This window comes from Stenotrophomonas sp. YJH_SMC_81 (assembly GCF_059370875.1).
Map to the genome: position 1 here is coordinate 130,636 of NZ_JCAFUB010000001.1, position 11,765 is coordinate 142,400.

Below are 11,765 nucleotides of genomic sequence, written 5' to 3' on the forward strand. Positions count from 1 at the left end.
TAAGTCGTTTGTGCATTAGCGACTTGATCCCCTCCGTCCCCTTTTTTTGCTTCATCATTCGGCGATGACCGTTCCCGTTGCCCGCCTCTCAAGTTTCTACCTGTTCTACTACGCGGCGCTCGGCGCGTTCACGCCGTACTGGAGCCTGTTCCTGACCGCGCGCGGGATGAGCGTGACCGCGATCAGCGTGATGATGGGCCTGTGGTACGCCACCCGCGTGATCGCACCCAGTACCTGGACCTCGCTGGCGGCCGCATCACCGCGACCGATCCGCCTGCTGCGCGTCGGCTGCGTGCTGACCCTGCTCAGCTTCGCTGCCTTTCTGCTGCCACTGCCGCAGCCGTGGATGTACCCGGCGATGATCGTGTTCTGCTTCTTCTACAACGCGGTGATGCCGCAGTTCGAGTCGATCACCCTCACCCACCTGGGCAACGACAGCCATCGCTACGGGTTGATCCGGGTCTGGGGCTCGCTCGGTTTCATCGCCGTGGTCACCCTGTTCGGCTGGCTGATCGAGGGCGATGGCGCCGGCAACCACGCCGGATTGTTGCCGTGGATGATGCTGCCCCTGTTCGTGCTGCTGGTTGCCTCGGCCTTCAGCAATCACTACGCGCGCGACATCGGCAGGACGGCGGGTGACACCAGCGGCTTCTGGCAGATCGTGCGCCGACCGCCAGTGCTGGCGTTCTTCCTGGCCGCCTTCATGGAACAGCTGTCGTTCGGCCCGTACTACACGTTCTTTTCGGTCTACATGGACCACCACGGTTACCGCACCACCACCCTCGGCCTGCTGTGGACCATCGGCGTGGTCTTCGAAGTGGGCGTGTTCTTCACCATCGGCCGCTTCTTCCGCCGCTACGACGCCAGCTGGATGCTGCTGATCGCGCTGGTCAGTTCCTGCCTGCGCTGGGCCGTGACCGCACTGTTCCCGGAGAACCTGCCGGTGATGCTGCTGGCGCAGACCGCGCACGCGCTGGGCTTTGCCGCGTTCTTCGCTGCAGCGATGCAGATGCTGGCGACCTACTTCCCCGGTCGTCTAAACGGCCACGGCCAAGGACTGCTGTACGGCTTTTCGTCCGGTGTCGGCGGTGTGCTGGGCGCGCTCATTGCCGGCCAACTGTGGAAGATCGACGACGGCCGCACCGCGTTCCTGGCCGGCAGCGGCTTCGCCCTGATTGGCGCCCTGCTCTGCTTTTTCGCGCTGAGCCTGCCGCTGATCCGTGCGCGGCGCAGCACTGCGTGCACCCAGTAACGAAAACGCCGGGCAATGCCCGGCGTTTTCATCATGCGGCAGATGCAGTTACCAGACCAGGTCGTCCGGCACCTGGTACTGCGGATCCGCGTACGGATCTTCCTCGGCCGGCGCATTCGGATCGACCTTCAGCGCCACCGACGGGGCGAACACCGCCTCGGACTGTGCCAGCACTTCAGCGGTCACCAGCAGGTAGCGCCCGTTGAGCTGGACCACTCCAAGCTCGCCGGCATTGAGCGCGGTCAGCTGTTCGGCGGTCACATAGATGCGCTTGATCTTGCCGCCATACGGGAAGTGGCGGGCGATGTCGGCCGCTTCCGAGTTCAGGCTCTTGTCCTTCAGCAGTTCTTCCAGCTTGGCCTTGGCCTCGCGGCGTACGCGCGCCTCTTCCTGTTTCAGACGCTCGGCCTCGATGCGCTCTTCCTTTTCCTTCTGCGCTCGGATGGCATAGGCCTTGGCCAGATCCATCTCTTCGGCGCTGCGCGGCGTGCGCGGGCCCTGCTGGCCCGGGCCACGCGACTGGCCGGGCTTGCCCGGGCGACCGTGGCCATGCCCACGACGCTCGCCGGGCTTGTGCTCGCCCTTGCCAGCGCCCTGCGGCTTTCCATTGCCGTTGCCACCCTTGCCCTGCGGGCGACCGTCACGGCGGGGGCCATCATTCTTGCGCTCGGGCTTGGGCGCGGGCTTGAAGCCCAGGCCCATCAGCTGGTCGCGGAGGGTATCGCTCATAGGATTCGGATCAGTAGTGCGGCGGCGGCGGTTCGCTCGCCGGATCGGAAGAATTCAGCGCGTTGCGGACCTTGCCCAGGTCTTCCAGCAGCACGCGCAGCACGTCGGCGTTGCGCATGCCCTGCATGCGGGCATCGGCCAGCGCATCGCTCAGTTCGGCCAGCGCCTGTTCCTGGAAGGACACGCGCATTTCCAGTTCGACCAGGCGCGCTTCCAGCGCCTGCTCGCGTTCGGTTGGCAGCAGATCAGACATGCAGCGAGCGCCCCCGGCCAATGCCGTAGTACGCCAGGCCCGCCGCTTCCATATCCGCCGGCTCGTACAGGTTGCGGCCGTCGAACACCACCGCGTCCTTCAACTGCTCGCGCAGCGTCTGGAAATCAGGGCTGCGGAACTGCTTCCACTCGGTCACCACGACCAGTGCATCGGCCCCCTGCAGCGCCTCGTCGGCACTGCTGCAGAACACCAGATCATCGCGCTCGCCGAAGATGCGCTGCGACTCGTGCATCGCTTCCGGATCGTAGGCACGTACCGTCGCGCCGCCTTCCCACAGCTGCGCCAGCAGGCGACGGCTGGAAGCTTCGCGCATGTCATCGGTGTTCGGCTTGAACGCCAGGCCCCACACGGCAAAGGTCTTGCCACGCACACCTTCGTCTTCACCCTTGTCGTAATGACGCTGGATGAGGGCGAACAGATGGCCCTTCTGCGCATCGTTGACCGCTTCCACGGCGTTCAGCAGCTTCGGCTCCAGGCCGGCCTGCTGCGCGGTGCGGGCCAGCGCCTGCACATCCTTGGGGAAGCACGAGCCGCCGTAACCGGCGCCCGGGTAGATGAAATGCCAGCCGATGCGCGGATCCGAGCCGATGCCCTGGCGGACCTGCTCGACATCGGCGCCGACACGTTCGGCGATGTTGGCGATTTCGTTCATGAACGAGATCTTGGTCGCCAGCATCGCGTTGGCGGCGTACTTGGTCAGCTCCGCCGAACGTACGTCCATTTCCACCACGCGGTCGTGGTTGCGGTTGAACGGCGCGTACAGGCGCCGCATTACCGCCACCGACTCGGCGCTGGTCGCGCCGATGATGATGCGATCCGGTCGCATGCAGTCGGCGACAGCATCGCCTTCCTTCAGGAATTCCGGGTTGGACACCACATCGAAGGCGATGTCCGCGCCACGTGCCGCCAACTCTGCGGCAATGGCGGCACGCACCTTGTCGGCGGTGCCCACCGGCACCGTCGACTTGTTGACCACCACGGTCGGCACGCTCATGTGCCGGCCGATGGTGCGGGCCACAGCCAGCACGTACTGCAGATCGGCACTGCCATCCTCGTCCGGCGGCGTGCCAACGGCGATGAACACGACCTGGCCGTGGCCGATCGCGGCCGCGGCATCGGTGGTGAACGCCAGCCGCGACGCGGCGTGGTTGGCCTTCACCATCGGCTCCAGGCCCGGCTCATAGATCGGGATGATGCCCTGGTTGAGGCCATCGACCTTGGCCTGGTCGATATCGACGCAGACCACCTGGTGGCCGACGTCGGCCAGGCAGGTACCGGTCACCAGCCCTACATAACCGGTACCGAAAATCGCAACGCGCATGTCCGTGCAGGCTCCGTGGTCGCTTACGGCAGGACGCCCAGCAGCTCGACGTCGAAGGTCAGAGTCGCATTCGGGCCGATCGGGCCACCAGGGGTGCCGTTCTCACCGTAAGCCAGCTCACCCGGGATCCAGAAGCGGTACTTCGACCCGACCGGCATCAGCGCGACGCCTTCGGTCCAGCCCTTGATCACCTGGTCCAGGCCGAACTCGGCCGGCTGGCGACCATAGGAGCTGTCAAACACGGTGCCGTTGAGCAGCTTGCCTTCGTAGTTCACGCGCACCTTGCTGCTCGGCAGCGGGCGCTCGCCGCTACCCGGGCGGATGATCTGGTACTGCAGGCCAGACGGGGTGGTGACGACGCCCGGCTGGGTCTTGTTCTTGGCCAGGAACGCGTTGCCTTCCTCGCGGTTGGTCTGTGCGGCTGCGGCGGCCTTGGCCTGCATCTCGGCCTGCTTGCTGCCCATGAAGGCCTGGATGGTGGCGGTCGCGTCAGCTTCCGTCATCTTCGGCTGGCCCTTGCTCAGGCCTGTGCTGATCGCGTCAAACAGCGAGGCGACATCAATGTCGTCCTTCAGCTGTGCCAGCGACGGGCCGACCGAGTACGAACCGATCATCTGCGACACTTTGACGCGATCGACCTTCGGCGGCTGCGAACCCGGCGCCATGCCCGGCACCTGCTGGCCACTGCGGGCCATCACCACCTGGCGCAACGCGGCATCGGTGGCCTTGGCCTGTTCCTGGGTGATCTGCGGCTGCAGGCCTTCGAACGAACGCTCCACGGCAGTGCGCAGCGCGGCCACATCGATCTCATCGGCGATCGGGGTGAACGACTTGGCGACATCAAGGCCGATGGCGTAGCCGAGCTTCTGCTTGGGGGAATTCAAGGTTGCGGTCTCCTTGGCGGCTGCGGGGGCAGCCGGTTGTTGCGACAGAGCGACACCCGAAGTGCCCATCGCCAGAATCAGAACCGACGCCGCGGCGCCGCGCATTCCCATCTTCATTCGCTGCATTCCTGGAAGTGTCTGGGCGCCGACGTCGGCGCGAAAAGAAACATTGTCGCACGCATGCCGTCGATGTCGAGGCATCCGTGCCGGATATCAATGCGTGGCGGCTGCGGCCAGCGCCTTGTCGATGGCGGCGGTCAGCTGCGGATCGTCCGGCGTTACCTTGCTGGCGAACTGGGCAATGACCTTGCCATCGCGGCCGACCAGGTACTTGTGGAAGTTCCAGCCCGGCGCCACGCCGGTGGCCGCGGTCAGCCTCTGATACAGCGGCGTCGCCTGTGCACCGACGACATGCACCTTCTCGAACATCGGGAACCTGACGCCATAGGTGAGCGTGCAGAAATCCTGGATCTGCTTTTCGTCACCGGGCTCTTGGCCCTTGAAATCGTTGGACGGGAAACCGAGCACGGCAAAGCCGCGGCCGGCATATCGCTTCTGCAGCGCCTCCAGGCCTTCGTACTGAGGGGTATAGCCGCACTTGCTTGCGGTATTGACCACCAGCAGTACCTGCCCGTGGTAGCGCTGCTGCAGGTTGACCTGCTGCTTGCTCGCGAGTGGGCGGTACTCCAGGTCCAGCAGATCGGCCGCCAGCACATGGGCGGAACCGGCCAGGCCGGCCACCAGCAGGGTCAGCAGGGACAGGCCGCGCAGGCGGCGCGGGATAACGGTCGGCAGGTGCATCGAGAGCGGTCCGCGGTAGCCATTCACAGGGCCGGCCGGTAGCGGCCGGGAATCGGCCGAACTATAGCACCGCCCCGCCCCCCCCCCCTTGTTGCGGCAAGCGCCTGCGGCTTTGCGCAGCGTGGCGTCTTTCCGCTGGCCTTACCAGCGACGGCGCAGTGATGACATAGCATGGACAACACTGAATGGAAGGCGGAACTGGATCAGCCCCTACATCAAATTTATTTCCCTTTCCAATCAAATGGATAAGTGAATATTTCAGCAATTTGACCACCCCTGCCATCAGTTGGGGACGGCAGGGGCTTGCACCCAGGCGTGCCGGTGTTATAGTTGCATACAACACCAGTCACCTGAGACAGGGGGAAGCCATGAACGCCCGCATCCGTCGCAACCTCACCGCCCCCGCGGCCGCTGCTGTTTCGACCCTGATCGTGCTGGCCTGGCTGGCCACGCCCACCACCCCCGCCTCTCCCGACAGTGCGCAGGATGCAAACGCTGCACCGGCCGGGAACGCCGCTTCCTCCCCCTCTCCCCCGCGTCGGCTGCACAGCTCCCTGTCCATGCCGTATTTCTCGTTCGCCCAGCCGCTGACCCCACGGAGCTGAATATGAGCGACATCCAGTGGAGCGACGGCGCTCCCATCTACCGTCAATTGAAGGAGCGCGTGATCGCCATGATGCTCGACGGAATCCTGAAGCCGGGCGATGCCCTGCCTTCGGTGCGCCAGGTGGCCGCCGACTATCAACTCAATCCCATCACCGTTTCGCGCGCCTACCAGGAACTGGCCGATGAAGGCCTGGTCGAGAAGCGCCGCGGCCTGGGCATGTTCATGACCGAGCAGGCGGCCACGCAGCTGCGCAGCAGCGAGCGCGAGCGCTTCCTCAACGAAGAATGGCCCGCGGTGCTGGAGCGCATCCAGCGCCTGGGCCTGAGCCTCGACGAATTGCTGCCCCAGGGGAACGTCTGATGAACAGCACTGCAAGCGAACCCGTCATCACCGCGCGAGGCCTGCGCAAGGCCTACAGGACCACGGTAGCCCTCGACAACGCCAGCTTCAGCATTCCGAGCGGGCGCATCGTCGGCCTGATCGGTCCCAACGGCGCCGGCAAGACCACCGCACTGAAGGCCATCCTCGGCCTCACCTCGGTGGAAGGCGACCTGAGCGTGCTCGGCCGCGATCCGCGACTGCATCGCGACGAGCTGATGAATGACATCTGCTTCATCGCCGACGTCGCCGTGCTGCCGCGCTGGCTGAAGGTGCGCGAGGCGATCGACTTCGTCGCCGGCGTCCACCCGCGCTTCGACCGCGCCCGCTGCGAGCGCTTCCTGGCCAATACCAAGCTGCAACCGAAGCAGCGCGTGCGCGAACTGTCCAAGGGCATGATCGTGCAGCTGCACCTGGCGCTGGTGATGGCCATCGACGCCCGCATCCTGGTCCTGGACGAGCCCACTCTCGGCCTGGACATCCTCTATCGCAAGGAGTTCTACCAGCGCCTGCTGGAGGACTATTTCGACGAACAGAAGACCATCATCGTCACCACCCATCAGGTGGAAGAGATCGAGCACATCCTCAGCGACGTCATGTTCATCCGTGATGGCCGCATCGTGCTCGACGCGGACATGGACGATGTCGGCCAGCGCTACACCGAGCTGCTGGTCAACGCCGACCAGCTGGAGACCGCGCGTGCGCTGAAGCCGATCGACGAGCGCAGCCTGGCGTTCGGCAAGACCGTGATGCTGTTCGATGGTGTGCCGCGCACCCAGCTCTCCACCCTTGGCGAGACCCGCAGCCCGGGCCTGGCCGATCTGTTCGTCGCCATCATGAAGGGGACCTACGCATGAATGCCGTCAACCACCCCGTCAGCCCGATGGGCACCCTGCGCTGGCTGCTCAAGCGCGAGTACTGGGAGAACCGTGGCGGTTTCCTGTATGCACCGCTGATCGCCGGCCTGATCTCGCTGGTGATGAGCACCATCGGCATCGCCTTCGGCCTGTTCGCCCTGCACCGGGCCGCACGTGATGGTGGCCTGCACATCGACGGCGAAGACGTGAACATCAACGGCCTGGACCTGGCCCTGCTGACCCGCGACATCAGTGCCAAGGACCTGGCTGACCTTGGCAACGGCCTCGACCTGACCCTGGTGCTCAGCTCGGCCTGGCCGTTCCTGGTACTGGCCTTCGTGGTGTTTTTCTACTGCCTGGGTGCCCTGTACGACGACCGCCGCGACCGCAGCATCCTGTTCTGGAAGTCACTGCCGCTGTCGGATACCCAGACCGTGTTGTCCAAGGTGATCAGCGCACTGATCGTGGCCCCACTGATCGCGGTGATCGCCGGCATCATCACCATGTTCGGCTTCATGCTGGTGATCAGCATCGTCGCGCTGATGCACGGCGGCAGCCCGATGACCCTGATCTGGGGCCCGGCCAGCCCGCTGACCCTGGCCGCCGGCCACCTGGCCTGGATCCCGGTCTACGCCCTGTGGGCCCTGCCCACCGCCGGCTGGTTGCTGCTGTGCTCGGCCTGGGCCCGCAGCAAGCCGTTCCTGTGGGCGGTGATGCTGCCGCTGTTCGCCGGCGTCATCGTCAGCACCACCAAGGTGATGCCGCTGATCGGCCTGACCACGGGCTGGTTCTGGCAGAACATCGTTGGCCGGCTGCTGCTGGGCGGCGTACCGGGCACGGACCTGGTGTATCGCCTCAGCGCCGAGGAAGGCACGCGCCGCGACCTCGAATCGGTGGTCAGCCTGATGTCGCCGGCCTCGCAGCTGAAATCACTGGCGATGCCGGAACTGTGGATCGGTGCTGCCGTCGGCGCCGTGTTCATTGTCCTTGCCATCCGTCTGCGCAAGCGCGCCGGCGAGATCTGATTCCATCCACCCGGAGGCACCCCCCATGCGTTCCCTGCTCGCCTGTTCTGCATTGTTGCTGTTGCCGCTGTCGGCGCTGGCCGCCGATGCTCCGAACTGCAAGTTCGCCGCTGCCCGCGCGCTGAAGCTGGACGTGGCCGGTGCCAAAGCGGTGGTGTTCGAGGTCAACCAGCATGACCTGAAGGTGGTCGCCAGCCCCGGCGGTGGCCAGTTGGATGGCCGTGCCTGTGCGTCCAGCCAGGAATGGCTGGAGCAGCTGGTACTGGACCAGCGCAAGGTGGGCGACAAGCTGGTGGTGAGTCTGCGCCGCGAGGGCCGTGACAGCGGCATCAGCCTGGGCAGCAGTTATGCCTGGCTGGACATCCGTGGCAGCGTGCCGGACAACCTTCCGCTGCAGTTCAAGGTCGGCTCCGGCGATGCCAGCGTGGACAACGCGCAGTCGCTGAGCGTGGATGTCGGCTCCGGTGATGCCATCGTGCGTGGCACCCGCGGCAGCATCCATGCAGCGGTGGGTTCGGGCGACCTGGACATTGACGGCGGCAGTTCGCTGAACCTGCTCTCGCTGGGTTCCGGCGACGTCAAGGTGCGCAACATCGGTGGCGATGCGGTCACCGGCACTGTCGGTTCGGGTGACCTGAAGATCAGCGATGTCCGCGGCAACGCACGACTGGACACGGTCGGTTCCGGCGACATCGGGTTCAAGCGCGTGCAAGGCAACGTCGAGGTCGGTGTGGTCGGCTCGGGCGATGTTGATCTGTCCGACATCGGCGGCAATGTGCATGTGCGCAGTCACGGCTCGGGGGACATCCAGGTCGATGGCGTGCGCGGCAGCCTGACCGTCGACCACAGCGGCAGCGGCGATGTCGGCCACCGCAACGTCAGCGGCACCGTCACCCTGCCCCCTAAAAAGTAACCGCTACGGACCGATCGAGGAAACTGCCATGAATCTGCTGCGCGTGCTGCCTGCCACCCTGCTGTGCCTGCCGCTGATCGCCTGCGGCGGCACGTCCTCCACGCCTGATACCACCGTCGGCAAAAGCGTGGCCGACGCGACCAGCGGGGTCGGCCAGACTGTCAAGAAGGCCATGGACGATGCCCGCAAGGACATCACTCAGGGCAACATCAAGATCTCGGCCGACAAGCAGCCGCGTGCCGAGATCACCCCGGATGGCCACCTGCTGATCGACGGCAAGGACGTGCCGGCCAACGAAACCCAGCGCCAACGGCTGCTGGAATATCGCGGCCACGTCGTCGCCATTGCAATGGACGGCATGGATGTCGGCCTGGCTGGCGCCAAGCTCGGCGCCAGCGCTGCCGGCGAAGCGCTGAAGGGCATTTTCAGCGGCGACAGCGAAGGCATCGAGAAGCGGATCAACGCCGAGGCCGAGAAGATCGAGGCCCAGGCCAAGCGCATCTGCAACCGCATGCCGGCGATGCTGGCCAGCCAGCAGGCACTGGCGCGCGAGCTGCCGGCGTTCAAGCCCTACGCAACGATGGACCAGAGTGACGTCGACGACTGCGGCAAGGACACCGTGGTCCGGCGCTAGGCCTGTGACAGATCAGCGCACCCGGCCGGCAGCGGCGCCCCGCTGCCGGCCGTAGCGTGCCGACCGGCTTACAATGGCGGCCCCGGACGCCCCCGAACCGAATGCCATGAAGAAGTTGTTCCTGCTGCTGGCCGCCCTGCTCTGCCTGGGCCTGGTCGGCTGTGACAAGGATTACCGCAACCACCGCGCCGAGCGCGGCAAGCCCAAGATTTCCGTCAGCGAAGGCATGGTGACCGTGCGTCGCCCGCCGGCACCGAACATCATCATCCTCGGCGATGGCACGATGAAGGTGGACGAGATCCAGATCCCGCTGGACCAAGGGCAGAAGCAGATGCTGCAGACGATGTTCGGCAGGCTGCAGGTGCTGCGCCAGAACACCCTGGTCGCCGCCCCGGCCGATCCCAACATGCAACCGGTGAAGATCCAGCCGCCGGAGAGCATGGAAGTGATTCCGGCGGACCTGATCCAGCGCATCCCCGAGTTCAAGGATTACACCGACACGTTCGGCAACATCGTCGCCGACCGTCGCTGAAGCAGAAACGCCGCCCCAGGGCGGCGTTCCTGCGTGTGGTGGGTGCGGACCTTGGTCCGCACGCCGTTCGATCAACCGCCCCCGCCACCGCCCCCCGCCTGGATGCCACCGGCAGTCAGCGCGGCCGGGTCCAGCAGGCGGCGCAGCTCGGCTTCGTCCAGGCCGCTGTCCTCCAGCGCGACGTCCAACACCGGGCGCTGTTCCTTGTAGGCACGCTTGGCAATGGCCGCGGCCTTCTCGTAGCCGATGATCGGGTTCAGTGCAGTAACCAGGATCGGATTGCGCGCCAGCGCTTCGGCCACGCGGTCCTCGCGCACCTTCAGCCCGGCGATCGCGCTGTCGGCCAGCAGCCGCGACACATTCGCGAGCAGGCCGATGCCATCGAGCAGGTTCACCGCGATCAGTGGCAGGGTGACGTTGAGCTGGAAGTTGCCGGTCTGTCCGGCCACGGTGATTGCCGTGTGGTGGCCGATCACCTGCGCGCAGGCCATCACGGTCGCTTCCGGAATCACCGGGTTGACCTTGCCCGGCATGATCGAGCTGCCCGGCTGCAGTGCCGGCAGTTCGATCTCGCCCAGCCCGGCCAGCGGACCGGCATTCATCCAGCGAAGATCATTGGCGATCTTGATCAACGCCACCGCCAGTGCATTGAGCTGGCCGGACAACTCCACTGCATCGTCCTGCGCGGCCAGGCCTTCGAACTTGTTCTCGGCGCTGTCGAACTTGAAACCGGTCTGTTGCTTCAGTGCCTTGGCTACCTGCGCGCCAAAACGCGGGTCGGCGTTGATGCCGGTGCCGATGGCGGTGCCACCCAGCGGCAGGCGGCGCACGCGCTTGAGGCTGTCTTCGATGCGCTCCTGCGCCGAGGCCAGCTGCGCCGACCATGCGCCGAACTCCTGCTCGAAGGTCAGTGGCATCGCGTCCATCAGGTGGGTACGGCCGGTCTTGACCACCTTGCGCAGGCTGCGGCCCTTCTTGTCGAGGGTCTTGCGCAGGTGCACCAGCGCCGGCAGCAGCTGTTCGTGCGTCGCCAGCACCGCCGACACGCGCAGCGCGGTCGGGATCACGTCGTTGGAGCTCTGCCCCTGGTTGACGTGGTCATTGGGATGCACGGTGGTCTTGCCCGCCTTGCCGGCACGGTTGGCCAAGGTGGCGATGACCTCATTGGCATTCATGTTCGACGACGTGCCCGAACCGGTCTGGTAGACGTCGATCGGGAAGTGCGCGTCCCAGTTGCCGGCGGCCACTTCGGCAGCAGCGGTCTGGATGGCCTTGGCCACGTTCTTCGGCAGGTGGCCCAGCTCGGCGTTGACGCCGGCGGCAGCGCCCTTGACCAGGCCCAGGGCACGGATGAAACCGCGCGGCATGCGCTGGCCCGACACCGGGAAATTCTGCACGGCACGCTGGGTCTGGGCGCCCCACAGGGCGTCCGCAGGCACCTGCAGCTCGCCCATGCTGTCGTGTTCGATTCTGAAACCCTTGCTTGCAGCTTTGCTCATTGCTTCAACTCCGCACTACTTCAGTTGGGGAAAGGGAAGCGGCGGCTGGCAGGGTGTCG

At 65.7% G+C, this 11,765-nt stretch carries 14 protein-coding genes; 8 read left to right on the plus strand and 6 right to left on the minus strand.

Features of this window, described 5'->3' with window-relative positions:
- The first annotated feature begins 64 nt into the window (after positions 1 to 64).
- Positions 65 to 1,252, plus strand: coding sequence for an MFS transporter (locus tag AC5P8U_RS00595; RefSeq protein ID WP_088496860.1), 1,188 nt, complete (start codon positions 65 to 67; stop codon positions 1,250 to 1,252).
- 48 nt (positions 1,253 to 1,300) lie between these two features.
- Here AC5P8U_RS00595 and AC5P8U_RS00600 read toward each other — a convergent pair whose 3' ends face one another.
- The 5 genes from AC5P8U_RS00600 to AC5P8U_RS00620 all read right to left on the minus strand — a co-directional run bounded on the left by AC5P8U_RS00600 (position 1,301) and on the right by AC5P8U_RS00620 (position 5,261).
- On the minus strand, positions 1,301 to 1,981 hold the full coding sequence (locus AC5P8U_RS00600; protein WP_088496861.1) for a DUF2058 domain-containing protein: 681 nt from the start codon (positions 1,979 to 1,981) through the stop codon (positions 1,301 to 1,303).
- A gap of 10 nt (positions 1,982 to 1,991) precedes the next feature.
- Positions 1,992 to 2,234 carry a SlyX family protein gene (locus tag AC5P8U_RS00605; protein WP_005410256.1) on the minus strand — a complete coding sequence of 81 codons (243 nt, stop codon included), beginning with the start codon at positions 2,232 to 2,234 and terminating at the stop codon, positions 1,992 to 1,994.
- Positions 2,227 to 3,576 (minus strand): UDP-glucose dehydrogenase family protein, encoded by a 1,350-nt coding sequence (locus tag AC5P8U_RS00610; protein WP_072168167.1) that lies wholly within the window; start codon positions 3,574 to 3,576, stop codon positions 2,227 to 2,229. The genes AC5P8U_RS00605 and AC5P8U_RS00610 overlap by 8 nt, the downstream gene beginning before the upstream one ends.
- Before the next feature lie 23 nt (positions 3,577 to 3,599).
- Entirely contained in the window at positions 3,600 to 4,577 is a 978-nt protein-coding gene (locus AC5P8U_RS00615) for an FKBP-type peptidyl-prolyl cis-trans isomerase (protein WP_014037761.1), read from the minus strand.
- 96 nt (positions 4,578 to 4,673) lie between these two features.
- On the minus strand, positions 4,674 to 5,261 hold the full coding sequence (locus AC5P8U_RS00620) for a glutathione peroxidase (protein ID WP_072168168.1): 588 nt from the start codon (positions 5,259 to 5,261) through the stop codon (positions 4,674 to 4,676).
- Between the two features lie 368 nt (positions 5,262 to 5,629).
- On the opposite strand from AC5P8U_RS00620, the gene AC5P8U_RS00625 reads away from it, so the two are divergent.
- The 7 genes from AC5P8U_RS00625 (at position 5,630) to AC5P8U_RS00655 (ending at position 10,207) form a co-directional block, all read left to right on the plus strand.
- On the plus strand, positions 5,630 to 5,866 hold the full coding sequence (locus AC5P8U_RS00625; protein ID WP_072168169.1) for a hypothetical protein: 237 nt from the start codon (positions 5,630 to 5,632) through the stop codon (positions 5,864 to 5,866).
- A 2-nt stretch (positions 5,867 to 5,868) separates the two neighbouring features.
- The gene (locus AC5P8U_RS00630; RefSeq protein WP_005417481.1) at positions 5,869 to 6,228 is read left to right on the plus strand and encodes a GntR family transcriptional regulator; all 360 of its coding nucleotides are present in this window, start codon (positions 5,869 to 5,871) and stop codon (positions 6,226 to 6,228) included.
- A complete protein-coding gene (locus AC5P8U_RS00635) occupies positions 6,228 to 7,103 on the plus strand; it encodes an ABC transporter ATP-binding protein (RefSeq protein WP_005417484.1) in 876 nt (291 codons plus the stop codon). Before AC5P8U_RS00630 ends, AC5P8U_RS00635 begins: the two co-directional genes overlap by 1 nt.
- Positions 7,100 to 8,128, plus strand: a complete 1,029-nt coding sequence (locus AC5P8U_RS00640) for an ABC-2 transporter permease (protein WP_065178601.1) — start codon at positions 7,100 to 7,102, stop codon at positions 8,126 to 8,128. Before AC5P8U_RS00635 ends, AC5P8U_RS00640 begins: the two co-directional genes overlap by 4 nt.
- A 25-nt stretch (positions 8,129 to 8,153) precedes the next feature.
- Positions 8,154 to 9,041 carry a GIN domain-containing protein gene (locus AC5P8U_RS00645; protein WP_334271538.1) on the plus strand — a complete coding sequence of 296 codons (888 nt, stop codon included), beginning with the start codon at positions 8,154 to 8,156 and terminating at the stop codon, positions 9,039 to 9,041.
- A 28-nt stretch (positions 9,042 to 9,069) separates the two neighbouring features.
- Positions 9,070 to 9,675: a YggN family protein gene (locus tag AC5P8U_RS00650; RefSeq protein ID WP_447897325.1), complete on the plus strand. Its 606-nt coding sequence runs from the start codon at positions 9,070 to 9,072 to the stop codon at positions 9,673 to 9,675.
- A gap of 106 nt (positions 9,676 to 9,781) precedes the next feature.
- Positions 9,782 to 10,207 (plus strand): hypothetical protein, encoded by a 426-nt coding sequence (locus tag AC5P8U_RS00655; RefSeq protein ID WP_072168172.1) that lies wholly within the window; start codon positions 9,782 to 9,784, stop codon positions 10,205 to 10,207.
- A 71-nt stretch (positions 10,208 to 10,278) separates the two neighbouring features.
- On the opposite strand, the gene AC5P8U_RS00660 is transcribed toward AC5P8U_RS00655, so the two are convergent.
- Positions 10,279 to 11,706, minus strand: coding sequence for a class II fumarate hydratase (locus AC5P8U_RS00660; protein ID WP_334271536.1), 1,428 nt, complete (start codon positions 11,704 to 11,706; stop codon positions 10,279 to 10,281).
- Between the last annotated feature and the right edge of the window lie 59 nt (positions 11,707 to 11,765).

Excerpts from the sequence above, each read along its gene's own strand:
- AC5P8U_RS00595 (WP_088496860.1), top strand. The coding sequence starts at position 65 with ATGACCGTTCCCGTTGCCCGCCTCTCAAGTTTCTACCTGTTCTACTAC.
- AC5P8U_RS00600 (WP_088496861.1), bottom strand. The coding sequence starts at position 1,981 with ATGAGCGATACCCTCCGCGACCAGCTGATGGGCCTGGGCTTCAAGCCC.
- AC5P8U_RS00605 (WP_005410256.1), bottom strand. The coding sequence starts at position 2,234 with ATGTCTGATCTGCTGCCAACCGAACGCGAGCAGGCGCTGGAAGCGCGC.
- AC5P8U_RS00610 (WP_072168167.1), bottom strand. The coding sequence starts at position 3,576 with ATGCGCGTTGCGATTTTCGGTACCGGTTATGTAGGGCTGGTGACCGGT.
- AC5P8U_RS00615 (WP_014037761.1), bottom strand. The coding sequence starts at position 4,577 with ATGAAGATGGGAATGCGCGGCGCCGCGGCGTCGGTTCTGATTCTGGCG.
- AC5P8U_RS00620 (WP_072168168.1), bottom strand. The coding sequence starts at position 5,261 with ATGCACCTGCCGACCGTTATCCCGCGCCGCCTGCGCGGCCTGTCCCTG.
- AC5P8U_RS00625 (WP_072168169.1), top strand. The coding sequence starts at position 5,630 with ATGAACGCCCGCATCCGTCGCAACCTCACCGCCCCCGCGGCCGCTGCT.
- AC5P8U_RS00630 (WP_005417481.1), top strand. The coding sequence starts at position 5,869 with ATGAGCGACATCCAGTGGAGCGACGGCGCTCCCATCTACCGTCAATTG.
- AC5P8U_RS00635 (WP_005417484.1), top strand. The coding sequence starts at position 6,228 with ATGAACAGCACTGCAAGCGAACCCGTCATCACCGCGCGAGGCCTGCGC.
- AC5P8U_RS00640 (WP_065178601.1), top strand. The coding sequence starts at position 7,100 with ATGAATGCCGTCAACCACCCCGTCAGCCCGATGGGCACCCTGCGCTGG.
- AC5P8U_RS00645 (WP_334271538.1), top strand. The coding sequence starts at position 8,154 with ATGCGTTCCCTGCTCGCCTGTTCTGCATTGTTGCTGTTGCCGCTGTCG.
- AC5P8U_RS00650 (WP_447897325.1), top strand. The coding sequence starts at position 9,070 with ATGAATCTGCTGCGCGTGCTGCCTGCCACCCTGCTGTGCCTGCCGCTG.
- AC5P8U_RS00655 (WP_072168172.1), top strand. The coding sequence starts at position 9,782 with ATGAAGAAGTTGTTCCTGCTGCTGGCCGCCCTGCTCTGCCTGGGCCTG.
- AC5P8U_RS00660 (WP_334271536.1), bottom strand. The coding sequence starts at position 11,706 with ATGAGCAAAGCTGCAAGCAAGGGTTTCAGAATCGAACACGACAGCATG.